23 protein-coding genes are annotated in these 24,543 nt (G+C 65.7%); 9 read left to right on the top strand and 14 right to left on the bottom strand.

Features of this window, described 5'->3' with window-relative positions:
- Window positions 1-8: 8 nt before the first annotated feature.
- From CH295_RS05650 to CH295_RS05640, 3 genes are all read left to right on the top strand, one after another.
- The gene (locus CH295_RS05650; RefSeq protein WP_037194220.1) at window positions 9-746 is read left to right on the top strand and encodes a MerR family transcriptional regulator; all 738 of its coding nucleotides are present in this window, start codon (window positions 9-11) and stop codon (window positions 744-746) included.
- A gap of 76 nt (window positions 747-822) precedes the next feature.
- On the top strand, window positions 823-1,029 hold the full coding sequence (locus CH295_RS05645) for a hypothetical protein (protein ID WP_037194008.1): 207 nt from the start codon (window positions 823-825) through the stop codon (window positions 1,027-1,029).
- Window positions 1,030-1,079: 50 nt separating this feature from the next.
- A complete protein-coding gene (locus tag CH295_RS05640) occupies window positions 1,080-1,655 on the top strand; it encodes a YdcF family protein (RefSeq protein WP_094740009.1) in 576 nt (191 codons plus the stop codon).
- Between the two features lie 10 nt (window positions 1,656-1,665).
- On the opposite strand, the gene CH295_RS05635 is transcribed toward CH295_RS05640, so the two are convergent.
- Together CH295_RS05635 and CH295_RS05630 are read right to left on the bottom strand one after the other, a co-directional pair.
- Window positions 1,666-2,031 (bottom strand): CrcB family protein, encoded by a 366-nt coding sequence (locus tag CH295_RS05635; RefSeq protein ID WP_037194013.1) that lies wholly within the window; start codon window positions 2,029-2,031, stop codon window positions 1,666-1,668.
- Complete coding sequence (locus tag CH295_RS05630) at window positions 2,028-2,432, bottom strand: fluoride efflux transporter FluC (RefSeq protein WP_037194014.1); 405 nt, start codon at window positions 2,430-2,432, stop codon at window positions 2,028-2,030. The genes CH295_RS05635 and CH295_RS05630 overlap by 4 nt, the downstream gene beginning before the upstream one ends.
- A 125-nt stretch (window positions 2,433-2,557) precedes the next feature.
- Between CH295_RS05630 and CH295_RS05625 the strand changes: the two genes are divergently transcribed.
- Genes CH295_RS05625 through CH295_RS05615 form a run of 3 tightly spaced genes read left to right on the top strand, consistent with a single transcriptional unit; the run spans window position 2,558 to window position 5,197 of the window.
- Window positions 2,558-2,893 carry an STAS domain-containing protein gene (locus CH295_RS05625; RefSeq protein WP_371828454.1) on the top strand — a complete coding sequence of 112 codons (336 nt, stop codon included), beginning with the start codon at window positions 2,558-2,560 and terminating at the stop codon, window positions 2,891-2,893.
- A 21-nt stretch (window positions 2,894-2,914) separates the two neighbouring features.
- Window positions 2,915-3,370 carry an ATP-binding protein gene (locus CH295_RS05620; protein WP_094740008.1) on the top strand — a complete coding sequence of 152 codons (456 nt, stop codon included), beginning with the start codon at window positions 2,915-2,917 and terminating at the stop codon, window positions 3,368-3,370.
- A gap of 39 nt (window positions 3,371-3,409) precedes the next feature.
- Window positions 3,410-5,197, top strand: coding sequence for an ABC transporter ATP-binding protein (locus tag CH295_RS05615; protein ID WP_094740007.1), 1,788 nt, complete (start codon window positions 3,410-3,412; stop codon window positions 5,195-5,197).
- A 17-nt stretch (window positions 5,198-5,214) separates the two neighbouring features.
- Here the strand turns inward: CH295_RS05615 and CH295_RS05610 are convergent, their stop codons facing one another.
- On the bottom strand, window positions 5,215-5,598 hold the full coding sequence (locus CH295_RS05610) for a hypothetical protein (protein WP_094740006.1): 384 nt from the start codon (window positions 5,596-5,598) through the stop codon (window positions 5,215-5,217).
- 90 nt (window positions 5,599-5,688) lie between these two features.
- Window positions 5,689-6,198: an arsenate reductase/protein-tyrosine-phosphatase family protein gene (locus tag CH295_RS05605; protein ID WP_082323784.1), complete on the bottom strand. Its 510-nt coding sequence runs from the start codon at window positions 6,196-6,198 to the stop codon at window positions 5,689-5,691.
- Window positions 6,199-6,342: 144 nt separating this feature from the next.
- Here CH295_RS05605 and CH295_RS05600 point away from each other — a divergent pair, with 144 nt between their 5' ends.
- Entirely contained in the window at window positions 6,343-7,701 is a 1,359-nt protein-coding gene (locus CH295_RS05600; RefSeq protein WP_052047954.1) for a DUF7159 family protein, read from the top strand.
- Between the two features lie 22 nt (window positions 7,702-7,723).
- On the opposite strand, the gene CH295_RS05595 is transcribed toward CH295_RS05600, so the two are convergent.
- Complete coding sequence (locus CH295_RS05595) at window positions 7,724-8,662, bottom strand: endonuclease/exonuclease/phosphatase family protein (protein ID WP_094740005.1); 939 nt, start codon at window positions 8,660-8,662, stop codon at window positions 7,724-7,726.
- 358 nt (window positions 8,663-9,020) lie between these two features.
- On the opposite strand from CH295_RS05595, the gene CH295_RS05590 reads away from it, so the two are divergent.
- Both CH295_RS05590 and CH295_RS05585 read left to right on the top strand, forming a co-directional pair.
- Window positions 9,021-10,025, top strand: coding sequence for a DUF1839 family protein (locus tag CH295_RS05590; protein ID WP_094740004.1), 1,005 nt, complete (start codon window positions 9,021-9,023; stop codon window positions 10,023-10,025).
- The gene (locus tag CH295_RS05585) at window positions 10,022-12,442 is read left to right on the top strand and encodes a glycoside hydrolase family 2 protein (protein ID WP_094740003.1); all 2,421 of its coding nucleotides are present in this window, start codon (window positions 10,022-10,024) and stop codon (window positions 12,440-12,442) included. Before CH295_RS05590 ends, CH295_RS05585 begins: the two co-directional genes overlap by 4 nt.
- Window positions 12,443-12,485: 43 nt before the next feature.
- Here the strand turns inward: CH295_RS05585 and CH295_RS05580 are convergent, their stop codons facing one another.
- From CH295_RS05580 to CH295_RS05540, 9 genes are all read right to left on the bottom strand, one after another.
- On the bottom strand, window positions 12,486-13,448 hold the full coding sequence (locus CH295_RS05580) for a glycosyltransferase family 2 protein (protein WP_094740002.1): 963 nt from the start codon (window positions 13,446-13,448) through the stop codon (window positions 12,486-12,488).
- On the bottom strand, window positions 13,445-14,302 hold the full coding sequence (locus CH295_RS05575; RefSeq protein ID WP_094613278.1) for a glycosyltransferase family 2 protein: 858 nt from the start codon (window positions 14,300-14,302) through the stop codon (window positions 13,445-13,447). The genes CH295_RS05580 and CH295_RS05575 overlap by 4 nt, the downstream gene beginning before the upstream one ends.
- Window positions 14,303-14,515: 213 nt before the next feature.
- Window positions 14,516-16,768 carry a hypothetical protein gene (locus tag CH295_RS05570; RefSeq protein ID WP_094740001.1) on the bottom strand — a complete coding sequence of 751 codons (2,253 nt, stop codon included), beginning with the start codon at window positions 16,766-16,768 and terminating at the stop codon, window positions 14,516-14,518.
- Entirely contained in the window at window positions 16,749-18,035 is a 1,287-nt protein-coding gene (locus CH295_RS05565) for a glycosyltransferase family 2 protein (RefSeq protein WP_094740000.1), read from the bottom strand. Before CH295_RS05565 ends, CH295_RS05570 begins: the two co-directional genes overlap by 20 nt.
- Before the next feature lie 48 nt (window positions 18,036-18,083).
- Window positions 18,084-19,055 (bottom strand): glycoside hydrolase family 16 protein, encoded by a 972-nt coding sequence (locus CH295_RS05560; protein WP_252341918.1) that lies wholly within the window; start codon window positions 19,053-19,055, stop codon window positions 18,084-18,086.
- Window positions 19,052-19,756: a DUF998 domain-containing protein gene (locus CH295_RS05555; RefSeq protein WP_052047957.1), complete on the bottom strand. Its 705-nt coding sequence runs from the start codon at window positions 19,754-19,756 to the stop codon at window positions 19,052-19,054. The genes CH295_RS05560 and CH295_RS05555 overlap by 4 nt, the downstream gene beginning before the upstream one ends.
- Entirely contained in the window at window positions 19,753-21,033 is a 1,281-nt protein-coding gene (locus tag CH295_RS05550) for a hypothetical protein (RefSeq protein WP_094739999.1), read from the bottom strand. The genes CH295_RS05555 and CH295_RS05550 overlap by 4 nt, the downstream gene beginning before the upstream one ends.
- Window positions 21,030-22,730, bottom strand: coding sequence for a lipopolysaccharide biosynthesis protein (locus CH295_RS05545; protein ID WP_212556143.1), 1,701 nt, complete (start codon window positions 22,728-22,730; stop codon window positions 21,030-21,032). Before CH295_RS05545 ends, CH295_RS05550 begins: the two co-directional genes overlap by 4 nt.
- Window positions 22,727-24,526, bottom strand: a complete 1,800-nt coding sequence (locus tag CH295_RS05540; RefSeq protein ID WP_252341917.1) for an alpha/beta fold hydrolase — start codon at window positions 24,524-24,526, stop codon at window positions 22,727-22,729. The genes CH295_RS05545 and CH295_RS05540 overlap by 4 nt, the downstream gene beginning before the upstream one ends.
- Between the last annotated feature and the right edge of the window lie 17 nt (window positions 24,527-24,543).

Below are 24,543 nucleotides of genomic sequence, written 5' to 3'. Positions count from 1 at the left end.
GGAGATCGGTGGAGTATCGAATCGACGACTTGGCTCGAGAGGCCAAGACGACCACTCGTAACGTGCGGGCGTACCAGGAGCGTGGACTGCTTCCGCCGCCCACACTCCGCGGCCGAGTCGGTATCTACGGCGACGATCACCTGACGCGGCTGAAGGTGATCGATTCGCTGCTGCAGCGAGGTTTCACCTCGGTGCACATCGCCGATTTCCTCTCGGGCTGGGAGCAGGGCAAGGACCTCGGTGAGATCCTGGGCCTTCAGGAGATCGTGACCCGTAAATGGTCGTCGGAAGAGACCACGGTCATTCCCCTCGAACTGATCGCCCAATTTCTCGGCGAGGACAACGACGCCATCGTTGCCCGACTGATCGAGGCGAAACTGATCAGGATCGACGGCGACCAGTGCGAGATTCTCGACCCCACTCTCCTCGAAGTCTTCGTCGATCTGAGTCAGTACGGCTTCACGCTGGAGCAACTGCTCGATCAACACGAGAGGACCGCGTCGAAGATGAACGCCATCGCCGAGTCGATGGTGGGGAGCGTGACCGACCACTTGATCGCGCAACACGGCCCGGGTTGGCTCCCCAAGTCGGGGGAGGTGGCCGAGACCACCGAGATGTTCGAGAAGATGCGCAGCCTGGCGATGAAATCTGCGCAGGCGGAGCTGGCCCGCGCCCTCGATCGCGTCCAGGAACAGGCGCTCAGTGACTATCTGTCGCAGACTCTGTCGAGGCAGAACGACCAATGATGGTTTGAAGACTGCAACAATCGGACATACCTGGCTCCCGACAGCCGAACGGCGGCTGACCGATCGAGGGGGCACCATGAGGTTCGTAACGTTGATCGTTCTCGTCTGGCTGATCATCGGCGCATTCGCGTCGTACCAGCGCGGAGACTTCGAGAGCGCACCCGAGAACTGCGCCGGAGCGGGCACCATCGCCCTCACCGTCGTCGCAGGACCGCTCAACTACTTCGGAGTCAACCCGGAGGTCACGGACTGCAACGTCAACGTGCCGCAGCCGAGTGAGTGATTCGAGTCTCTGACCGCGCGCCCGCGGTACACCTTCCCTAACCTGGTGAGGTGTTCCGCGGACGCTTACTGCTGTTTCTGGCCTTCGCGATCCCCGTTGTCCTGGTGTCCGCGATCGGTGTCGGTGGCTATGTCGCATTCACCAAGGCCCGCGTCGATCCGCTGACCACGGCCGACGCCATCGTCGTACTGGGCGGCGAACACGACGGCCGCGAGGCCTACGGAATCTCGCTCGCCGAGCAGGGTCTGGCGAAGACGGTGGTGCTCTCCGATCCCTACGGGTCCGGTGACTCGACGATGAAGAAGGCGTGCGCCACATCGTCACAGAAGTTCGAGGTGCTGTGCATTCCGCCGGTGCCGTCGACCACGCGCGGAGAGGCGATCTTCACCGAGGAACTCGCCCGCGAACGCGGGTGGAACCACGTCATCGTCGTCACGTGGCGATATCACCTACCGCGCGCCCGCTACATCTTCGATCAGTGCTTCGACGGAACCGTCACCATGCGTCCGACGCCACGCACCTACGACTTCTCCCTCGTCGAATGGGAGTTCACCTACCTCTATCAGCTCGCGGGATTCGTCAAGGCCGGAGTGCAGGGGCCGTGCGAGGACTCGGCGAGCGACTGACGGAGCCGAGTCAGAAGATCTTGTGATAGAGCGTGATACCGGACTTCCACGCCAGGAATCCGAACATCACCGCGGCGATACCGCCCACCACGTTCGCAGCAAAGAACGCTGCGGCGCTGCGGTACTGCTGGTCGCGAGTGAGCCGAAGCGTAGCCAGCACCACCGTGGCCATCGGAGCCACCGACGCCAGAAATCCGATGCCCACGAGCGAACGAAGCCGGTCCGGTGGATCGAGGGCGAACACCAACCCCAACGCCGCGCACGCCACCAGGTTGAGCGCGGACAACCGTCGCCGAGACCTGATCGCGTGCGAGAACACGAACTGCCCGAGCGCGGCGAGCCCGCCTCCGGCGGCCACCAGGAGCATGGTCGTCATCGAGCGCTGCTCGATCTCGGCGTGGTGATCGCCGCGCCGAGTGCCATGGCGATCAACGCGATCACCGGCGTTCCCACCAGATACATCACCGAATTCCAGGCACCGCGATGCGTCACGGCCTGGAACGCGTACAGGCCGAACGTGGTGAAACCGCACGCCAGCCCGAAGAGTCCGGCTCGGGCAACCGGGGCGTGCCGTCCCCACAGGTAGCCCAGGGCAGCGCCGACGACAAGACAACCGAACACGTTGACGCCGAAGGTGCTCATCAACAGCCACCTCGGCGTTGCCCGCCACGTCCAGACCTCGTACCGCAACGCCGCACCGACAGCGCCGCCGACCGTGACCGCGACGTATTCGCCGACCGAACGACGACGGTCCGCTTGCTGCAGTCCCTCGATCACCGGAGCGAGCCTAGTGGGAGTCGAGCAACTCGGCCGAGTGGAAGAAAGTCGGCCGGGGTGGGCCGGGGTAAAGTCGGCATGTGACTGCGGACGACACGGGCCTCGGGCCCCAGCACTTCGATGTGATTGTGGAATGGCGTGATCAGGACGTGGTTCTGGCGGTGTCCGGTGAACTGGATCTGGTGACTGCTCCCGATCTGTCCGAGTCGGTTGCTCTCGTCCTCGAGAAATCGCCCTCGGCTGTGGTGATCGACCTCAGTGATGTGGGATTTCTCGCCTCCGCCGGCATGTCTCTGTTGGCGTCGACACATCAGCAACTCGGCGGCGACGCCGGGTTTGCGGTGGTCGCGGATGGTCCGGCCACCGGTCGTCCCCTCACTCTCGTCGGTCTGGACGAGGTGTTCGGAATCTATGCAACGGTCGACGAAGCATTCGTTGCACTTCGTAAGGGTAGATCCTGAACTTTTGGGTAGACGGGATTCATGATGGCGACTCTCTTCGGAGGTGACGACTCACGTACCGACAGTTCGATCTCGACGGCAGGTGCGCGAATGGAAGAACTGCTGTTCACCGGCGAACCTGCCGACGCCGATCGAGCGTCGGAGCTTCGTCGTGAGCTCGGTGACTGGTTGGGCAAAGTGGGCGTCGACCCCGATCGTGCGTACGACGTGGTGTTGGCCACGTACGAGGCAATAGCGAACAGCGTCGAGCACGCGTATCGAGACCACACCGATCGCGGAACACTCGACATCCGGATCTCGCGTGCCGTGGAGGGTCGAATAGAGGTGAAGGTGACCGATCGCGGGGATTGGGCGTCGCACAACTCCGACCCCAACCGCGGGCGGGGTGTGCCTCTGATGCGGGCGCTTGCCGACAGCGCCGCAGTGACCTCGGACCAGAACGGTACGACCGTGCACATGATCTGGGACGCGACCTAGAACGACCGCCCTGACCTCCCTGTCCGGCACACTGGTGCCATGGTCGACGTGCAGATCGCTACAGCGGAGAAGAAGAAGATAACTGTCCCGAATCTGCGCGTGCTGTGGCAGTTCGTCCGGCCGCACCGTCGGACACTGTCGCTGGGGCTGACACTCGGCCTGATCGGAACCGGAGCCGCTTTGGCTACCCCGATGGTGGCCAAAGGAGTGCTCGACGGCCTCGGCACCGACGCGTCCCTGATACGGCCGGTGCTGATCCTGGTGAGTCTGCTCGTGGTGGGTTCGCTGGTTCTGTATCTGCAGTGGATCGTGCTGGGGGTGCTGGCCGAACGCGTGGTCCTGGACGCCCGCAAATCGATAGTGCGCAAGTATTTCGGTGCCACGGTGGGAAGTCTCGGCACTCGGCCCACCGGAGAACTCGTCACCCGGGTCACCTCCGACACCGTGCTGCTGCGCGAGGCCACGTCGAATGCCTTGGTGGCCATAGTCAACAGTGTCGTCGGCCTCGTCGGTGCACTGATTCTCATGGCCGTGCTCGATCTGGTGCTGCTCGGCGCGATCGCCTCGGCCATCATTGCGATCGCGGTGTTGTTCGCGCGCCTGATGCCTCCTATCGCCGTCGCACAGCGGCAATCCCAGGAAGCGGTGGGCCGCCTCGGTGGAATTCTCGACGGCACGCTGCGGGCGATTCGTACCGTCAAGTCCAGCAGAGCCGAGGCCCGCGAATCGGAGCGAGTCATCGCCGAGGCGCGAATCTCCGCCCAGCACAGCGTCAGGGCGGTCAAGATCTCCGCGCTGGCATGGACGTTCGCCGGGGGCGGAGTGCAGTTGGCGATCATCGGCATCCTCGGTCTCGGCGGCTACCGCGTCAGTACCGGGGCATTGGCCGTGTCCAGCCTGATCGCGTTTCTGCTGTACGCATTCCAGGTGATGGGGCCGGTGTCCACGCTGGCCACGAACATCACCGCACTGCAGGCCGGAATGGCGGCGGCTGCCCGTATTCGCCAGATCGACGATCTGGTCACCGAAAAAGGCGAGACGGGTCCCACGCGTTCGGTGAAGACCGAAGCGCCCGCTCCGGCTCTCGAATTCCGCAGCGTCACAGCCCGATACGCGCCGGGCAGGGAGCCGGCCGTGCGCGGTATGGACCTCGAGGTGCCCGCGCGTGGGCACACCGCGATCGTCGGCCCGTCCGGAGCAGGCAAGACCAGCGTCTTCTCGTTGATCCTGCGTTTCCTGACGCCCGAGGCCGGCGAGATCCGGCTCGGCGGCACTCCATACGACGAGCTGACCATCGACGAGGTGCGAGCCCGGTTGTCGTACGTGGAGCAGGAGACGCCGGTGCTCCCCGGATCGATCCGCGAGAACCTACTGTTCAGCCATCCCGATGCCAGCGAAGACGACATCTGGTCGGCGCTCGAGTCGGTACATCTGGACTCGGCGATCCGCGCCCTGGACGAAGGGTTGGACACCGACCTGATCGGATCGACCGTTTCCGGTGGGCAGCGTCAACGAATTGCGTTGGCCAGGGCGATCGTTCGTCGTCCGGAGATCCTTCTGCTCGACGAGGCCACGGCTCAGGTCGACGGCCGAACCGAGGCGGCAATCCACGAGGTGATCCGATCGATCGCGACCGACTCCGCCGTCGTGACCATCGCGCACAGGTTGTCCACCGTGCTCGACGCCGACACGATCCTCGTGATGGAGGACGGAGTGGTCCGCGCCAGGGGCACGCACTCCGAACTCATGAACACCGACTCGCTCTACCGAGAGCTGGTGGCCGCGTTGCGAATCGGGGACAACACGACATTGACGAAGTCCGGCTGAGAACACCCGGTCGGTGTCTAACGCCCGGAGTCGGATTCGGACTCGGTGGTGGTGCTCTCGTCGTCCGAATCGTTCGCGGCGGCGGTGGTGGTGGTCGTCCGGTCCGAGGACGGGGTTCGGCGCGGGCTTCGCGTCGTGGTCTCGGGGCGATCCGGAGTGGTCGTCGTGGGGCGAGCGGTGGTGGGTACTGCGACCTGCCAGGTGGGCGACGGCGGGACGATGACGATCGTCGAGCTCGGCGTCGCCTCGACCGAACTCAGGCTGTCCGACTTCAGGGCGGGAGGGCGAACGGTCTGGCTCGTGTCGTCGAACGCGCCGCCGAGAGCGCCGATGGTCAAGCCGACTGCGACTGCCACTCCGGCGCTCGCCACTGCTGCCGACGCGATGACCTTGTCGCGCATGCACAGACCCTAACGCCGTGGCCGGACCCGGATGGTCGGCAATGATGCGAGAACGTTACCTCAGGGAGCGACGCGGCGAGAGGTGGACGTTCACTGCGTCGACAACCGCAGAACATGGGGCAGTGTCTGCGCGATCAACTCCCCGGCCTGCTCGTACACCGAGTGATCGCGCCGATACGGATCGCCGATGTCGAGGGTGTCGACCCGGTGCACCGCCCGTGCGTCGGCCAGGGTCGCGATGGACTGCGCACCCGACGCGGCCGCGAGACCGGACGCCTCGAGCAGCGTGAAGGTGCGACGCATCTGCCGCGGTGCAAGTGCCAGGACGGCATCGCGATGGGCCGCCGTCATCGTCAGAACCAGGTCGGCGTCGGCAGCGATCGCAGGCGTGAGGCGTCGGGCAACAAAACCGTCCGGATCGCCACCGAGCTGCGTCAGCACCGTCGCGGCCGTCGGGTCCATGGCGTGTCCGGTCAAGCCCTGCGTTCCGGCGCTGCTCGCGGTCAGCTCGAAGCCACCCTCGCGCGCGAATGCGGCCGCAAGTCGCTCGGCTGTGGGCGATCGACAGATGTTCCCGGTGCAGACGAACAGAACGCGCATGCCCGCAACCCTAGTGCTGTGGTCGGGTCCCGCACTGTGCACCGCGGGACGCGCTACAGTGAGCCATTGGTAGGGGGGATCGAGACTCGTTCGTGACATCGAGTCTCGGCGTGTGTTCACGGGGAAGTCGACCGAAGGCGGGTAATGACCGAAGTTCTCGGTGTGTCGGTGGGGGCCAGTGCCGTGCGCATGGCTCGTCCCGACGCGCGCCCTCAGGATTCGGGTCGCCTCGATTTCCACCACGACACCGTCGACGCCTACTGGGACCGCGCGGAGGAATTGGCCGCCGAATCGATCGGCGTCGTGCTCTCGCAGCCGGGCGACGGCGGACCGGTGCAAGCGACAGGCGTCGCGTATCGGGACCAGCAGCAGTTCGGCGAGATCCAGCAGGCGATGGCGAGTCAGCGCCTCTACAACTACCGACTGGTTCCCGAGGCGCGCGCGGCCTTGCAGTACCTCGAGGCGTCGGGCGAGCTGGGGCACTTCGGCACCATCGCTCTCTACGATCTCGGCAGCTCCGGATTGACGATCAGCGTCATCGACCGCGGTACCGGGCAGGTTCTGCTCGCCGAGCGCACCATCGACATCAGCGGCGACGACTTCGATCGCCTCATCTCGGACAATCAGCTCGCCAAGCAGGGCGTCGACATCGCCGACAACCAGGAACTGAGCGAGTTCACCGCGCGGTGCCGCGTGGCCAAGGAACAGCTCTCGACCAGCGGCGCGGTGTGCCTGCCCGGTGACGGCGGCGTGATCCTGATCTCGCGTGAGTCGTTCGAGTCTCTGGTGACCGTTCCCATCGAGTACTCGGCGCGGTTGGTACGTGACGTGATCGGTCGTTCACCCAAGCACGTCGACGCCCTCTTCCTCATCGGCGGCGGGGCACGCATTCCACTGGTGGAGTCGATTCTCAGTGCGTGGATCGGCCTTCCCGTCGTCACCCCGGCGAACCCGGAATCGGTGGCCGCACGCGGTGCGGCGCTGCTCGCGACTCCGGTGGCCGACGCACCGCGTCGACCGAGCCAACAACCGGGCGTTCGACAGTCTCCGTCCGACCCCGCATCGCTGACCGGGGCTCCCGATTGGTTGAGCCCCGAGCCCGCTGCCGACAAGCCTGCCGACTCCAAGCGCAAGGTCCGCGGCGCGGTACTCGTCGCAGGTGGCCTCGTCGCCATCGCTGCACTCGGGTTGTCCCTCGGTTACGGCGGCAGTTCGACGGAACCGACTAGTGCACCGGCCGAGACGAGCGCACCTGCCACTGCAGTGCCCACGACGCCGAGGACGACCGCGCCACCCACCACAGCGCCGCCGACCACCACCGTGCCGCCGACCACCGAGGCCGCTCAGGCCCCGGCTCGCACCTACTCCGAGCCGGAATACGTGCCGCCCGCTGAACCCGCGCCTGCTCCCGCCCCGGCGCCGCTGATCCCCGGCCTGCCGCAGATTCAGCTGCCGCAGATCCAGCTGCCTCCGGCGCCGGTGATCGAGTTGCCGCGCTTCTAGCTCGCGTCGGTGCCCGCCCGGATCAGGGCAGCTGCAACTCCGCGAGAACCGCCAGGTGATCGCTGTCCGGGATCGCCAACGGCTCGACCGACCGTGCGCGGACGTTCTCGCTCGTCACCACATGGTCCAGCCGCGCGAGCGGACGCTCCGACGGGAACGTGCGGAACAGGCCCGCACCTGCCCCGTCTGCCGCGTCGGAGAACGGGGACGATGCCAAGGTGCGGAACTGCCGGTGGTCGTTGGTGGCGTTGAAGTCGCCCGCGACGAGCACCGTGCCCTGATAGGTCTCCATGATGGACCGCATCCTGGCCAGGTCGGCGTCCCACTCGGTGGTGTGGCGCGGTGTGGCAGGCGACATCGCGTGGAAGGAGACGACGGTCAGATCCTGCCCGTCGACGGTGGTCTTCGCCTGGACCGGTACGAATCCGAAGTTGTCGAGGCGGGTGCCGTCGGTCAGCGGGGTGCGGCTCCACAGCCCGGTGCCATCGGCCACCGGTAGGGCAGCAGTGAAGGAGAACGGCAGGAGGTCGTCGATGCCGGCGGCCTGCAGATCGGTCACTTCTTCCGGGGTCAGTTCCTGGACCGCGAGAATGTCGACGTCGTGGGTGCGCACCGCGTCGACGATGGACGCTGCGTCGGCGTCGCCGTGTGCGACGTTGATCGTCAGGACCGACAATTCGGGTCCGGTGTTGTCCGGGCCGTCGGACAGGTACATCGGCACCTGAACGCCGACGACGGCAACGGTGATCAGTACTGCGACGGCCGACCCGATGCGGGAGCGCGCTGCGGCGAACAGGATCACGGCGGCGATCGAGGCGACACCGAGGTACGGAGCCCCGACGACGAACGCAACAAAAGTGATCTCGGTCACACCAATCTGGCGAACGAGGAGCATTCCGAAGACGACTGCGAGCAGAGCCCAGCCGATGACCAGCGCTGCGCTGGATGCGAATCGGCGCATCGTGCTCGTGCCTCCTATTGCGTGCCCGAGATGGGCGTGGATGTGTCAGGTGTTGTCTACACTCGGCATGTGCCCAGCTCAGAGCCAGTATGCAAGTGTCATCACGAACAGGCTGCGCACCAGCATTACCGGCGCGGAACCGACTGCTCGCTCTGTGACTGCCCCCGTTACCGGGGGCAGATGTCACTGCTGTCGAGATGGTGGCCCTGGAAGTAGTTCGTGCGGGCAAAAACAATCCTACCGTCCGATCGAGTGCGAAGAACAAACCGATTCGTTAGCATTAGGGGCCTGGATACAGGCAATACGGACAAATGCGGCTCGGGGACCGTCCGACATTCGATCCGGTAGGAGAGGCTTCATGTCGAACGATGCAGTGCTGGACAGGCTCGGGACCAGCCTACGAGTCCTGGAACTCGACCCCATCGGTTACCGACCACACCCGATACACAATCACGACCGCATCTGGACCGAAACCAACTGTTACGTCGACCTGTGGATCGAAGTTCTGCACTCGTTCGGTGCAGATCCCACACCCGCTCTCGCCTTCGTGCTGAGCGCCGGCTGCGACGGGAGACAGTGGGACTTCGTGAAGATCGCGCCCGAGGACCTGCGCACCCTGTACGGCATCGGCGTCGCCGAGATGAACGTGTGGCGTCCTGTGCTCGAGCATGTCGTCGAAGGCCTGGAAGACGGCATCCACGTCACCGTGGAGGTCGACGGCTTCTGGCTGCCCGACACCGCGGGGACCAGCTACCGCAACCAGCACACCAAGACCACCATCGTGCCGAATCTCGTCGATCGCGACGGCAAGGTGATGGGCTACTTCCACAATCGCGGCTACTTCGAGCTCACCGGGGCCGATTTCGACGGGATCTTCAATCTCGCTCCGGAACCGCACGCCGAGGTGTTGCTGCCGTACGTCGAGCAGATCAAGGTGGACTCCACGGTTCTCGACGCCGGTTTCGGTGACCGTGACCTCGATGTCGCTCGCGCACACCTGGCACGCCGCGCTCCGGGCAACCCCGTCGACGCGCTGGCTCGCCGCATCATCGCCGACATCCCGCTCGTGCAGACCGCAGGGCCCGACGCATTCCACCTGTGGTCGTTCGGCCTGCTCCGGCAGTTCGGTGCCACGGCAGAACTGGCGGCGAACTACGTGCACTACCTCGAAGGTCGTGGCGTGACGGGAGCCGCCGCCGCAGCGCCGCACTTCCTCGACGCCGCCTCCGGTGCCAAGGCCGTTCAATTCCGGATGGCGCGCGCCGCACGTGGCCGGGATGTGGTGCTCGACGAGCCGCTGATCGAGATGAGCAAGAACTGGACGGCCGCCATGGACATCGTTGCAGGTGCATTGGGCGCGTGATCGATCTGCTCGACGGCGCTCGGTGGCGGCTGGCCCGAACCGACGCCGGTTCCGTTCTTCACCCCGCCAACCTACGCGAGGATCTCGACTGGGTCGACGCAGTGGTGCCGGGCACGGTTGCCGGCGCGCTCGGAGACTCACTCGCGGTGAATCCGGACGATCACGACTGGTGGTTCGTCGCCGACGTCCCCACCGGTGGTCATCGCCGGGTTCGAGTGAGATTCGATGGCATCGCGACCCGTGCGCAGATCTGGATCGATGGTGTCCAGCGCAGAACCGTGGCGTCGATGTTCGTTCCCGAGACTCTCGATCTGACGGACTGTGGTGACACCGTCGCTATCGCCGTCCACGTCGAATCGCTGGCAGCACATCTGAAGTCTCGACGCCCCCGCGGTCGGTGGCGATCGTCACTGATCGCCGCGCAGGGGCTGCGACACGAGCGGACGACGATGCTCGGTCGCGCACCCGTGTACGGGCCCTTACCGGTACCCGTCGGGCCGTGGCGTCCGGTGTCCATGACGGTGATCCCGGACGTTCGTCGCGTCGACCTGAGGACGGCGGTATCGGGTACGGACGGCGACGTCACACTGCGCGCCGACCTGGATGCTCCCGGGGTGGCTCGAATTCTGATCGACGACAGGGCCTTCGAGCTCGGAACCGTCGAGCGCATCGACCGGGCGGTGACGTTGCCCGACGTCGAACTCTGGTGGCCGCACACGCACGGCCGACCGCGAACGTATCGCGTCGCACTCGAGGTGGACGGCATCGTCCATCCCATGGGATTCGTCGGGTTTCGCACGATCGAGCTGGACCGTACTGCAGGCGGCGCAGTACTGACGGTCAACGGCGAGAACATCTTCTGCCGCGGAGGAACGTGGACCCCGCTGGACCCGGTGCGGCTGTGGTCGCCGGAGGCCGATCTGCGGGCTGCTCTCGAGCAGCTCCGATCGGCGGGCCTGAACATGGTGCGCATCGTCGGCACCCTGGTGTACGAGCAGCCCGAATTCTGGTCCCTGTGTGCAGAACTGGGCATCATGGTGTGGCAGGACGTCATGTTCGGCACCATCGACCCGCCCACCGACGACACGTACACCGCGGCAGTCACCCGCGAGCTCGACGCGTTCGCCGACATCGTCTCCGCCAACCCCGCCCTGATGGTCGTCAGCGGCGGAAGTGAGACTCAGCAGCAACCCACGATGTTGGGTCTCGCAGCCGAGGATCAACGAATGGAGATGCTGGACAGCATTGTTCCTGATTTTCTGGCAGATCGCCTGCCCGCTGTGGCGTATGTGACATCGAGCCCGTCCAGCGCTCAGGGGGAATTGCACACCCATGTGGGTGACGGCATCGCGCACTACTTCGGGGTGGGCGGATACCTGCGCCCACTGTCCGATATCCGAACTGCCGGAGTGCGTTTCGCGGCAGAGTGCCTGGCCTTTGCCGTTCCCCCGGAACGGGCGCAGGTGGAGAAGTTCTTCGGGTCCGCGGCCGTCGCCGGGCACCACCCGGACTGGAAGGCCGCCGTCCCACGTGACCGTGGCTCGTCCTGGGACTTCGAAGACGTGCGAGATCACTACGTACGTACGATCTTCGGCGTCGATCCACACCTGATCCGGCGGGACGACGCCGAGCTGTACCTCGATTACGGTAGGGCGGCGGTCGTCGAAGCGTTCACCGAAGCGTTCGGCCACTGGCGTCGAGCATCCTCGGGGTGCGCCGGAGCCCTGGTTCTGACGTTGCGCGACACGGTGCCCGGCGCAGGCTGGGGCATCGTCGACACCGCCGGTGTGCCCAAGGCACCCTTCTACGCGTTGGCGCGGTCCAGCGCCCCGGTGGCACTGCTGTTGTCCGACAACGGACTCGACGGCTACTCGGTGGAACTGGTCAACGACGGACCGGCGCGCTCGGGCAGTATTCGAGTGGTGTTGCACGCCTTGCGCGGCAGCCACGAGTTCGAGCGCACGGTGAGCGCCCCGGCGAATGGATCCATCGCACTGACGGTGGATTCCATCGTCGGCACCTTCACCGACGGCAACCATGCCTACCGCTTCGGTAGCCGAACCTACTCCGCCGTCACCGTCCTGTTCCTGGACGACAACGGCGTCGAGGTGACGCGAACCACCGCTCTCGTCGGTGCGCAGAGCCGTCAGAACACGGTGGGATTGACCGCGGATGTCGTCGAAACGGATTCTGGGACATGGGAACTGACAGTCCGGTCCGACTGGCCGGCGCAGTACGTCTGCGTCGACATCGACGGCTTCGAGGTGTCCGACTCGTGGTTCCACCTGGCACCGAACGAACCTCGCACGCTGACTCTCATCAGTCGTGGCGCGAGTGCACCGCGGGGACATGTGCGCGCGCTGAACTCCATGGAGCGGGCCTCGGTGGCGCCGAAGGTCGTGAGCGGAAGCTCGTAGTGGACTACGAATTCAGTCCATGGCCCAAGCTGTGCACGTGCCGCTAGCGGCTCGGGCTGAGTTTTCCTCGGGCATAGCCGATTCCGGCCGCGCCAACACTTGCCACCACGGCCATCGCGCCCCAGGCACGCACCGGGTTGCCGCGCGCAGCGGCGCTGGTCTCTCTGCCGACCGCGCGAGGCAGAATCTTGGCGGTGTAGGCCCGCTCCGAGGACAGGGCGTCCTCGGACCCGATCAACCGGGCGATGGCGGCCTTGGACACGCCCTCGGCGTAGCTGCGCGTGATGAGATAGCGCGGACGAGTGCGGTCTGCACTGACCGTGTGATCGACGACGATCGAGGGATCGAACACGATCTGCGCATCGGGATGCGTCTGGCGCAGACGGATGCACAGCTCCGTCTCCTCGCAGCCGAGCGGGACGCGTCCGATCCGGCCGATGCCGGAGACGAATCCGCCGAGTGCGACGACGGGCTCACGGCGGAACGACATGTTCGCGCCCATGAGATTGCGGACCTGAGCGGTTTCCGTCGGCTGCCCGCGGTAGGTGCACCCGACGACCCAATCGAGTTCGCCGGGTTCACCCACTACCTCGGCCGGTAAGAAGGCCGGACGCTTGTCCGGCCATACCGGGTATGCAGAGCCCCCAACGGCGTACACGGCATCATCCGAGTAATGGGACAGAATGGCTCCGAGCCATTCCGTGGTGCGCGGTGAGGCGTCGTCGTCCAGGAAGACGACGATCTCACCGGTCGCGAGATCGAGCGAGGTGTTGCGCGCTCCGGAGAGGCCGCGAGGGTGGTTGTTCTCCACCACGTTCACGGTCCGGTGCAGCGGCGAGAACTCGTCGTGTGCCCGCTCCGCCAGTTGCGCATTGTGATCGATGACGATGATCAGTTCGTCGGCAGGCACATCCTGGTCGAGGACTGCCGTCACGGCGGTCCGGAGTTCGGACCATCGAGCCAACGTGTATGCGCAGATGACTACCGAGGAAGTCGGCAGACTCACGCCGTCTTCTCGCGAAGTTCGAGAACCTCGTTGTACGACTCCAGAGCCTCGAACTCGAGGTCCATGTCGGTACGGGCGTCGATCGACTCCCGCAACGGGCGAACGATGGACTTGCGCTTGATCCTGCGGGCACGCATGCGTTCGGTCATCAGAGTGCGCAGCACCCGGAAGCCGTCGGAGAAGGTCCGCAGGTTGCTCTGACCGTAGATGCGAGCCAACTCGACGCTCGGCACCTCTTCGATGCGCACGGACGCCTCGGCGAAGCGGCAGTTGATGATGGTCTCGATCTCGAAACCGTCGCCCCAGAGCATCATGCCCTCGGCACCCGGCTGATCGACGACGGGCAGGTCGAGGACCGGCACCAGATCGCGCCAGAAGGCGTTGTAGCCGTAGCAGAGATCCGAGAAGCGAGTTCCGAAGAGCGTGTTGGCCACGAGGTGCAGTCCACCGTTGCCTGCGCGGCGCAGCGGCGTGATGTCGTGGCTTCCGCCGCCTTCGCAGAACCGGCTGCCCTTGGCGAAGTCGGCACCGGCGATCAAGGCGTCGACGAAGCGCGGGATCTCGGCAGCATCGGCGGAGCCATCGGCGTCGAACATGACGATGATGTCGCCGGTAGCGGCCTCGAAGCCGCAGGCGAGCGCGTTGCCCTTGCCCTTGCGGGTCTGCTTGATGATGCGAATGTCACCGCGGATCTCGCGAGCGGCGTCGATGGTGCCGTCGACTGATCCACCGTCGACCAGCACGAGCTCGTAGTCGTGTGAGAGCAGGGGGAGGACGTGACGAAGGTTCGCGGCCTCGTTGAGCGTCGGGATGACGACACTGACGCGGGGATTCTGACGATTCAACATATCCATTCCACATGGGTCGAGTGCGATGGGCAGATGTCTCCGAGCTCCGTGAAACGACCCCCGCCGCATCCACAGACAGTGCCTCGCGATCGTTCTGAAGCGCAAGAACCTGTTTCCTTTGACTGAAAGTAAGCTTAAAAGATGCGACTGGTTTGTCAAGCTGTAAACAAACCAACTGGGAGATTGTTTGGAGATTCACGTCATAGTTTGTGACGCGAATCAACGAGATCGGTACTGGTAGACGATCGTGTTGACGTCCTGATACCGCACCGACCACGCCGAATTGGTCGCGAGCCACTGGCGGAAACGAGCGACCGCATCGTCGGCGACGAACCCGTAGTACTGCATCGCCTCGAGCGACTGACGGGTGAGGACCATGTAGGTGGGTGTGTCGCTGATCGACGCGTTGTAGTCGATCTGGCCCAGCTTCTCGGGCGTCGGGAAGCCTTCCATGTACTCGGGGCCCAGCGCGTAGAGCGGTACGTCCCAGTACTCGTTCGCCTCGGTCAGCCGTCCGTAGTCCGACGTCGACCGGGCCGGGTAGCCCGAGGAGTACAGCATCGTGATCGAGGTGCCGGACGGCGACGCCGCGGCCACCGCTCGGGCGTCGTCGATCTGTTCGCGATGTTCGAGCACGATCGGCCACAGGCCGAAGTAGCTCTGCAGGCCCAGCACGGCGGAGCCGAGGGCCCCGGCCGTGGCGACCGCAACCGATGTCCGTGCGGTGAGCCTGCGGGCTCGGGACGGGCGATCCTGGGACGGTGTGCGATCGAACAGTGCGAGGAACATCGGCGTGATCAGCAGTACGCAGCCGGGGATCGCGTAGAGATACACCCGGAAGATCGCCTCGCCGCCGTAGCTCTGCCCTGCGAGCAGCATGATCGACCCGAACGCCATCACCATCGGTGCCCAGAACGTCTTCTTGGTGCGCCAGGCGTAGATCGCCGAGGCGAACGCCAACACGAACACCCCGCCGGACAGTGCGCGGCAGACCAGTGACGTGATCTGTTTGCCGAGCACGCCCTCCGCCTCGACGTTGCTCGCGGCGTTCTGCACGGGGTCGAACCCCTGGAAAAGTCCGTACGGCGCCACGATCGGCAGTCGCGGATACAGGTATCCCAGCAAGATGATGCCGAGCGGAATCATCAACCACCACGGCTTGGCTCGTCGCGTCACCAGCAGTACGCCGGCGACGGCCATCAGCCAGTACGGCGTCAGCTGGTGCGTGGGGACCAGGGCCGCGAACGGAACGATCGACAGGAACGCCGCGGCTCGGGTGAGCGACGAGGACATCAACAGCGCCAGGAAGCCCACGGCGAGCAGTAGGGCCCAGGCCTGCGGTGAGTAGTAGTCCTGGCCGACCCAGTTGATAACCTCGGCGAGCATCGCCGCCGTGATCGCTGCGCGTTTGTCGAACTTCATGACCCGCGCCAGTCCGTACACGGCTGCCGCGAGCACGACGTGGATCATCGGCGCGAACACGTGCGCCAGAGACAGCGTGTCGTATCCGCTGACGTGTTGGAACCAGGCCGAGACGAGGAAGAAACTGGGCCACTCGCTGTAGATGTCGACGCCGCTCGGAGCCAGCCGGTTCAGATCGAGCACGAACTCGGTGACGGCGACGTGCTTGTACGTCCAGTCGTAGATCGGAGCGGAGGTGACGAGGGTGACGGTGAATCGCTGTACCGCGATGGCCAGCCCGATGGCGACCAGCATGGTGCGCAGCTGATGACGTCGCAGCGCGATCAGGAACGCCGCCATGATCAGAACCATGCACAGCACCAGTCCCGGGCCGGTTCCGGCGGTCAACAGTCCGAACTGCGAGTACGTCGCGCGCTCGAGACCCGGCAACAGCGGTAGCCACAGAAAGAACGCCAGCGCCAGAATCAGGCCGGCAACGTTGCGTCGCAACGTCTCGCGGTCGGTCAGGACGAATTTCACGGAGGCGAGGGCGGACGTTCGCGACGACGGTGAGACGACCTCACGGGCCCGCGAGAGCCACACCGGCAGGTCGGGACGGCCGTGCTTGCGGTACCACAACACCGACGAGCCGATCAGGGCCACACACAGCCACAACGTCCACATCCGGGGCGACCAGCGGTATCCCCACATCGCCACCGACACCATCAGTGTCACCACCGAGATGCTCAGGATCGGCAGGGCCGCAGGAACCGCGGTGCGCGGGATACGCACCCACGACAGGATCGCGGCACCGGGTCCGAAGAACAGCAGGACCGTCAGAAGCACGACGCGAACCAGCGTCGGCAGCGCGATCATCGAGGCCAGACCGGACAGGGCGGCGAGAACGCTGATGTCGGAGTAGCGCAATCGGCTACCCGCACGCCGCCGAGTGCCTGCAGCGGAGTCGGTGGTGCCGACGGGCCAGTCGACGGTCCAGTCGGACGGGACGAACAGCTTGTGCCGCAGATCCGCGATGGATCGGTATCCGGAATCAGTCGAGGACAGGTTCACGGCTCACCCCCGCCAGAGGAGTGCGTTCGCGCCCTTCGCGTCTGCTGCGCCGGATGGCCGCGGGGCCCTTGGCGATGGACAGCAGTTCCATCCGGCCGATGCCGTCGGGCAGGTCGGCAGCGAGATCGTCGGGAGGGGAGGCGACCTTGCTCATCTTGGCCGACAACCGAATTGCGCTGCCGAGTCGGCGGACGGCCACCGTGGCGGCCAGCGTCGCCGATCTGCGGTCGGTGGCGACCGTGTACAGCCACGCACCGAGCCCGAGCCCGTACCCGCGCGCCTGCACCGCCAACGCCTCGGAATCGGCGCGGTGACGGTGCCACACGATGGCCGCAGGTTCGTACACGAGCTTGTCGCCGGCCATCAAGACCCGGAAGAACATGTCGAGGTCCTCACCGCCGTTGGTCGGGGATCCCACTCCCAGTGCCTCGTCGAATCCTCCCAGATCGAACATCCGGCCGCGGTCGACCGCAAAATTGGCTCCGGTCCCGTACATCCCGACCTGGAACGGAAACAGCGGCACGTCGGCCGGAGGATTCTTCAGGTCGTAGACCCGAGGCGTCACCGAACTCGCCCACCCGACACGACGATCGAAATACGCCTGCGCCTGAGTTCTGATCTCCCCACTCGGCACGATGCCGGACACACACGTGACCCGATCGGCCCGCCCGAAGCCGCGCGCGATGCTGCGCAACCACCTCGCGTCGACGGCGACGTCGTCGTCGGTGAAGGCGACGATGTCGTGTCGGGCCGCCCGCAACCCCGTGTTCCTCGCCCTGGACAGACCTGCCGTCGGCTCGGACACGACGCGAACACGGGGGTCGTCCAGCCCGCGAACGTACTGCTGTGTGGCATCGGTCGGGGATGCATTGTCGACGACGACCACCTCGAAGTCGGGGTAGTCCAGAGCGGACACCGACGCGAGCGCGCCCTTCAGATGGTCGACTCGGTCGCGAGTGCAGATCACCACGGTGATCGGCGGCAGCGCCCGATCGGGGTCGGGCAGAACATCGGGCATCGGAACCTGGGCGAGCGACATGGCCGCCCGTCGCGCGTCTTCTGCCGCGATCGCGCCGTCGACGACATCGAGTTCGACGAAGCCCAGCGGGTCCAGTCCGCGTCGGATCAACAACCGGGCGCGGCGGTAACCGTCGGAATCGTCGAGGGCGAGAGACTCCGGCAGATCCTGCTCCAGGTCGATGTCACCGATCCACACGGCACCGTCCCATTCGGGAGACTGGAGTCTGGGGAGCGCGGGAGGTAACACGGGGTGGGTCCTTTCGGGGTGACACGTACGGGCAGGTGGAGCGGAGTCTCAGTCGGCGCGATACCGCACCCAGTCGACCGTCATGGTCGCCGGGAACGGCGTGGAGTTGTCGGTTGGACCGGGCCAGTCGCCGGCGACGGCGACGTTGAACAGCAGGAAGAACGGCTTGTCGAAGACCCAGTAGTCGTCGCCGCCGATCAGGTCGTCCGGAGTGACGGTGGCCAAGGTGGTGCCGTCGATACCGGTGGTCACGCGACCCGGTGAACGCTCGACCCAGTAGGTGTGGAAGTTCTCGGACAGCGGCTCCGGCGGGATTCCGCCCGCGTCGACCTTCTGACTCGTCAACGAATCGGGTTGGGGGGCATGGATTCCGGTGTGGTACTGATCGGCCTGGTTCAGCGTCTCCATGACGTCGATCTCGCCCGAGAGCGGCCAGCCGACGGAGTCCAGGTCGGTGCCGAGCATCCAGAACGCCGGATGCAGGCCTGCTCCGGCGGGCATCTTGATCCGAGCTTCGATGCGGCCGTAGGTGAACTCGAACTTGTCCTTGGTGGTCACTCGGGCCGAGGTGTACCCATCACCGTTGCGCATGGCCTTGATGACCATGTTGCCGTCGCCGTCGAGAGACGAATTCTCGGTCGAATCGGTGTAGTCCTGCTTCTCGTTGTTGCCCCAACCGGTCTGTCCGACATCGTGACTCCACCGGCCGTCCGCCACCGCATCGCCCGCGGTCCCCGAGAAGTCGTCGTAGACGGTGAATCCGGGCTTGGTGGCCGACGTATTGGACGCCGACGACGTGGAGGTGGCGTCGACCGTGCCCTGCGCAGTGCCGCCGGGATCGGAGCGGTGCGTCATCCCGTACACGGTGCCGGTCACAACCAATCCCAGGACGATGAGGAACGCCAGAACGGACGGCCAGCGCCGTCGTGGAGGCTCGACGATGAGCCCGGTTCCGGGTAGCCGCGAAACCTCGACGGTCCCCGCTCCGGACTCTCGGCTCGATGCGGCGTGACGACTCACGCGGTCTCGTCGACGTTCTTCGGTACTCGCGTCGCGTTGAACTGCGAGACCGACAGCACGACTATGCCCACGAGAAGGGCATAGGTGGCGATGCGTTCCATGGTGCCGATGCCGAGGCCGAATTCGTGACCGCTCATGTAGGCGAAGTATCCGGCCAGACCGACGGCACCGAGTGCGGTCACGACGGTGCGAATGCTGCGTCGCAGACTCCGATGCCCGCCGGCGATGACGAGGCCGAAGTTTCCGAAGACGAAGAACGCGGTGGCACCGAACGAATGGATCGGGTAGTTCACGCCCTGGTTGACGACGCCTGCGGTGATGGCACCCACGCCTGCGACGAGGAAGAACGACGCGGCTCTACCGTCGATCCGGCGGACGATGTACCAGGATGCGCCCACTGCCGCGATCGCCACACCGAACAGCACCATCGAGGCGTTGAGCAGGACGTAGAGCTGGCTGCACGGCCAGTTGCCGGTGGGACCGCAGAACGGGATTCCGAGTTCGCTGATGTAGTTGTTCCGGTAGCTGTAGAGCCCGCGCCACGTGGCCGAGACGATGTACTCGACGAGGACGAACTGCACCACCGACAACCCTGCCCAACGAGCGACGTGGGCGACGAAGCCCGATCGCACCGGTGCCTGCGTGCTCGACGATGGCCGGTTCGCTTCGGGTTTCGTGGGGCGCTTCGCTTCGGTGGTCATGCAGTCTTCTCCTGAGGGGCCAGCAATGCGAGGGGGTTCGCTGCTACGAGATCGAGTGCGGATTGCACGGTGTGGCTGTCGAAAACATTGTCGTGGAACGACGCCGAGACGAACACGACCGAATCGATGGTCTCCATCGTGATCATCACCGACTCCGGTTGGCCCGGATCGGCGATCACGAAGAAGGCGCGGTCGGCGGGCTCGGCAACCCAGGAGATCTGCTCCAACTGCCTGACTCTACCGAGATCGGAGTACATGAGCTGGACCTTCGGATCCACCGGGACGCGGTCGCCGAACACCCCGGAGACGGCCTTGTGTTCGCGCTTGTACTTGATGGTGCTGATCGTCGCGGAAGCGATCGGACGGCCCTTGGCGATCGCACCGGACAGTGCCCCGTGCACCTCCCCGGCCGAGGTGGGATCGATGTCCGAGAACCGGATCCCGGCAGCGAAGTTACCGAGCACGACCGCCGACTGCGGAAGGTAGCGGCGGCAGTCGAAGAGAAAAGCTGCGGAACGATCGAGCGAGAACGATGTGCGCGCGAACGCCGCGGCCACGGCCGCGCACATCACCGCGCTGACACTCGCGCCGGGCAGGTGGGATTCTCGCCACTGCCGGATCGCATCGGTGGTACCCGACGGCGTCACCACGGTGGCCACCGCAGCGGACGGTGCCCACGGCCGAAAAGCCGTCGGCGATGCGGTGTCGGGTGCGGCGGCCATGACCGTGGATTCGCGCTTCGAGCCGGGACGTACGCGGTCGTAGAGCGTGTCGACGACGTTCCTGGGATTTCGAACGACCCACCGCAGCAGTGCTTTTCGAAGTGGATGGCCGTCGACGGCACTGTCTGCCCACGTCGGAAGCGGTGCGTCGGGGCGCGCGTCGGCCAGGTACGCGAACAGATCGACCGGCAACAGAGCGTCGCCGAGACCGTGATTGAGATCGAGGAACAGGTAGCGACCCGCCAAACGAAGTCGAAGAGGAATTTCGGGCACGGACGCGTGCGAGAACACGGTGAGTTCCTTGGCCAACTGCTCGTGACCGACGGCGGGTCCCTCGGCGATGTGCTCGAGTACCCGCTCCGGCTCGTAGACCCAGCCCGCCGAAGATTGGTCGGCGCGCAGACCCAGCCGCGTCGCAGGACCGATCGAGGCCAGGGCCAGTACCCGGCTCTGCACTCGTGCAAGATCGCCGAAGTCGGCGGGTCCCAGCACGGTCACGATGCGCGAATCGGACCGCAGCATGTCCAACGAACTGGCGCGATATGTCTGAGTCATGGTGCCGTCCTGTGCTGGGCGTGGACAGGGATACGACGCGGTGACGATTCGTCGAGGGGCGGCGGACCGTCCTGCGGCTCGCGGCGAGGCGGTTCACGGTGTCGAGGTTCGGCGTGTCGGGGCTCGCCGTGGCGAGGCTCTCGATGACGCGATCGAGGTGCACGGGCGTCGCTGTCGTCGATCGGCCCGCGGGGTCCGGGGGAGCCCGACGGGCCCTGGTCGTCACCGGACTCGCCGGAGCTGCCTGCGGACAGCTCGCGGATCCAGCGCACGAGCGGCACGATCAGCACGACGGCACCGAACGCCTCTGCGGCGAGGTACGCCCAGCCGACGGCCGCGATGCCCATCGACGACGACAGGCCGATCGATCCGCTGATGATGATCGAGGTGGCCACGACCTGCACGATCACGGCCAATCGCATGCGTCGACGGACCCGCGCCAAACCGTCGTAGAGGGAACCGACGACCGAGAGCGGGATGGTCAGCGCGGCCAGTTGCACGATGATGGTGCCCTGGTCGCGGTAGCCCTGGCCGATCAACCCCAGACCGAACGGTGCGAAGAAGGCCAGGAAGATCGACCCACCCACCGCAACGATGCACACCAGGGTCATGAACCGCTTGGTCAGGCGGTGGAACTGTTCGGGGTGGGCGGCGACCTCGGCCACGTACGGTCCGATCAACACGCTGATCAGAATGTACAGAGCGCTGACGATCGACCAGGTGAGCGAGAAGTAGGCGTTCTGCTCGGCGCCGAGGGTGGCGACGACGATCATCGGCACCAGCAGCGGAGCGAGCGATCCCAGCGCGGTGATGCCGTACGCCGAGCCGAAGTAGGCCCACATCTCACGCCGGGGCGGCAGATCCGGCTTGCCGGCGTACCGCTGTTCGGTGCGGACGTTCTTCATGATCGCGCGCAGGACGAAGATCGACGCCACGATCGCGGGGACCGCCCAGGCAGAAATGATCGAGGTACTGCGCTCGGTTGCGAAGAGCGCCAACAGCATGACGAACTTGAAGACGGCGTGGAAGACGTTCTTGGCAGCCGCCCAGCGCGCGACGCCCAGGCCGGACGACGTCTGATCCTGCAGCGCGAACACCGCGAGCACGGCGACGAAGAACGGGAACGAGACGATCTCCGCGGTGTTGGTGAACATCTCGTCCACCGGCGCAACCAGCAGGAAGCCGCCGCCGAGCACGAACGCGAACGCGGTGACGGTGAGGTAGCCGCGCACGATGAACGTCTTGGCCAACCGGCCCGAGATCGGCAGGAACCGCTCGTACATCGAACCGAGGCTCAGATTGGACAGCGTCGAGAGCATCACCGCGGAGGTGATGACCGCCGACGCGCTGCCCACCTCCGCCACGGGATAGAGCCGGCCGGCCGCAGCCCAGAACAGCAGGCCGAGTGCGCCGGTGATGGCCGTCGAGAGCATCAGGGCCATCGAATTGAGCGCAAGGTTGCGATCGGACGCCTTCGATCCCGGCCCCGTCTCGGGTGCCGGGTGCCAGGTGGACTCCTCGGCGACCGGAGATACGTCGACCGAGTGCACGGCATCGTGCCGAGGCACGGTCTGCACCGGCATCGTCGGGCTGTTCATCAGACCCAGGTCGAACCGAGCCGGTTCGACCGGATACCACCGAAGCTGTTCGAGCTGTTCGTGCTTGGGTGGCAGGATCCTGGGAGCGCGGTGCTTCACAATCGAACCTTCCCCACCGGCACGGGAGGTGACGGTGCGGCGATCTCGATGTCGAAGGCAGCAGCAGTGGCCGCGAGAAGTTCGGCGCGCACGTTCTCTCGCAGATCGCGACCGTAGAGCGAGTGATCACCGGACTCGAAGGAGGTGACAGTGGGTACGGACGATCGGCGCTGGAGCCGGCGCATTCCCTCCGGGCCGCGGTTGGTCTCGAACCAGGCGGTGTCGCTGGGGGAGAGCAGAACTCGCGTCTGCACCTGACGGTCGCTGAGAATGCGCAGCGAGATCTCGGGAACCTGGATCAGTCCGCGTCGCCCGAGCCAGATCCACAGGGCATACGGAATCCGCGGCTGCAGTGCATTCTTGGTCGCCACACCCCAGTGATGCAGACGATCGAGTGCGCGAGCCCGCAGTCCCGCTTCCTCGGTGTGCATCGACGAGCGCTTGACGAATTCGAGACGACGAGTGGTCCAGTCGAGGGTGTTGAGCAATACCGCGGAACGAACCCCCAGTTCCCGGGCGGCGAAGCTGGAATACCAGGAGCCGGAGCACATTCCGGCCACCAGGACGTTGTCCGGGGTGGTGCCGGACTGTCGGACGGCGGTGAGAGCGTCCTCGTTGCCCTCGTCGCTGTAGAGCCGGGTCAACTCCCCGTCGCAGACGCTGCCGCTCTCACCGGTGCCGCGTCGATCGAAACGCACCGTGGAGACCCCGAATCGAGGCAGGAGCCGGGCCAGTTCCACCCACATGCGCACCGGACCGACGCGGTGCTCGTTGGCGGTGGGGTACAGCACCACGGTCGGTCCACCGGCCCGGCATCGATCCGAGGTGGACCGAATCGCGAAAAGCTGTTGGTCGCCCAGGTATTCGATGTTCTCGTGAATTCCGTCGACCACGAACCGCGACCGACGCTTCACCTCGAGCTCGGCGGCGGGTACCGCCGGGAACTTGGACGCCGTCCACGTCGCGAGGTGCGCGATGTCGGACGTCGGGATGATGACCTCGAAATCGCTCGGCTCGAGAAAGTCGTCGTGGGCGGTCAGCGTGTGCTCCTGAGCCGAGAGAGCCTCGACGAGCTTGCGTACCGGCTTGGTATCGCCTCGCTCGGCGCGGGTGGCGACCAGCACCGGCGCATCCGTCTGCGTCTTCGCGGCATCGAGCGCGGAGAAGTCCGCGGCCGAATCCGGATGCAGCACAGCGCCGATGATCGACACCCTGGGATCTGCGTCGGAGTCGGTGGTCACGCTCACCGAATACAGTGCGCGCTGCTCGTGCAGATACGACCGTCCCTTGACGACCGGATCCCACAGCGTCATCGCGGTGAGCGGCCCGCACTCGGCGGCGACCGAACACGCCAACAAGGCACCGACGCGCAGACCGACGAGGCCGACCTCGGTCACCCCGCAACCGCGAACGTAGTCGACGGCCTCGACGATGCTCCGCTGCCAGTGTGCGACCGCGCCGGGCTGATCCTGATCGCCCCACGAATCGCCGGTACCGCGGTAGTCGAACCGCAGCACCAGAAGTCCCTGCGCACTGAGCTTCTGCGCCAGCAGGGTCATGCCGCGATACGAGTCGACCTGCTCCTTGCCGAGCGGCGGGCACAGGACGACCCCGCCGCGTGCCCGACCGCCGGACGGCACGTGGACGGTGCCGAACAGCGGTGAGTCGGACGGGCCGAACCACATCGGGTACTTGCCGCCCCCCGTACGCGAAGAGGACTCGGCGGGAACTGAGCCGATGCGCCGAGGCGCGGTGCGGGAGAAGTTCACTTCGATGAGTCCTTCGTGTACGTACACGGGTGGAGCGGTGTCGG

It is taken from the genome of Rhodococcus sp. 14-2483-1-2 (genome assembly GCF_002259405.1).
Lineage (GTDB): Bacteria > Actinomycetota > Actinomycetes > Mycobacteriales > Mycobacteriaceae > Rhodococcoides.
Note: the sequence above shows the minus strand (reverse complement) of the source record. Positions and strands in the feature narration are given on the sequence as shown.

Excerpts from the sequence above, each read along its gene's own strand:
- CH295_RS05645 (WP_037194008.1), top strand. The coding sequence starts at position 823 with ATGAGGTTCGTAACGTTGATCGTTCTCGTCTGGCTGATCATCGGCGCA.
- CH295_RS05635 (WP_037194013.1), bottom strand. The coding sequence starts at position 2,031 with ATGACGACCATGCTCCTGGTGGCCGCCGGAGGCGGGCTCGCCGCGCTC.
- CH295_RS05620 (WP_094740008.1), top strand. The coding sequence starts at position 2,915 with ATGATGGCGACTCTCTTCGGAGGTGACGACTCACGTACCGACAGTTCG.
- CH295_RS05615 (WP_094740007.1), top strand. The coding sequence starts at position 3,410 with ATGGTCGACGTGCAGATCGCTACAGCGGAGAAGAAGAAGATAACTGTC.
- CH295_RS05610 (WP_094740006.1), bottom strand. The coding sequence starts at position 5,598 with ATGCGCGACAAGGTCATCGCGTCGGCAGCAGTGGCGAGCGCCGGAGTG.
- CH295_RS05605 (WP_082323784.1), bottom strand. The coding sequence starts at position 6,198 with ATGCGCGTTCTGTTCGTCTGCACCGGGAACATCTGTCGATCGCCCACA.
- CH295_RS05600 (WP_052047954.1), top strand. The coding sequence starts at position 6,343 with ATGACCGAAGTTCTCGGTGTGTCGGTGGGGGCCAGTGCCGTGCGCATG.
- CH295_RS05595 (WP_094740005.1), bottom strand. The coding sequence starts at position 8,662 with ATGCGCCGATTCGCATCCAGCGCAGCGCTGGTCATCGGCTGGGCTCTG.
- CH295_RS05590 (WP_094740004.1), top strand. The coding sequence starts at position 9,021 with ATGTCGAACGATGCAGTGCTGGACAGGCTCGGGACCAGCCTACGAGTC.
- CH295_RS05575 (WP_094613278.1), bottom strand. The coding sequence starts at position 14,302 with ATGGATATGTTGAATCGTCAGAATCCCCGCGTCAGTGTCGTCATCCCG.
- CH295_RS05555 (WP_052047957.1), bottom strand. The coding sequence starts at position 19,756 with ATGACCACCGAAGCGAAGCGCCCCACGAAACCCGAAGCGAACCGGCCA.
- CH295_RS05550 (WP_094739999.1), bottom strand. The coding sequence starts at position 21,033 with ATGACTCAGACATATCGCGCCAGTTCGTTGGACATGCTGCGGTCCGAT.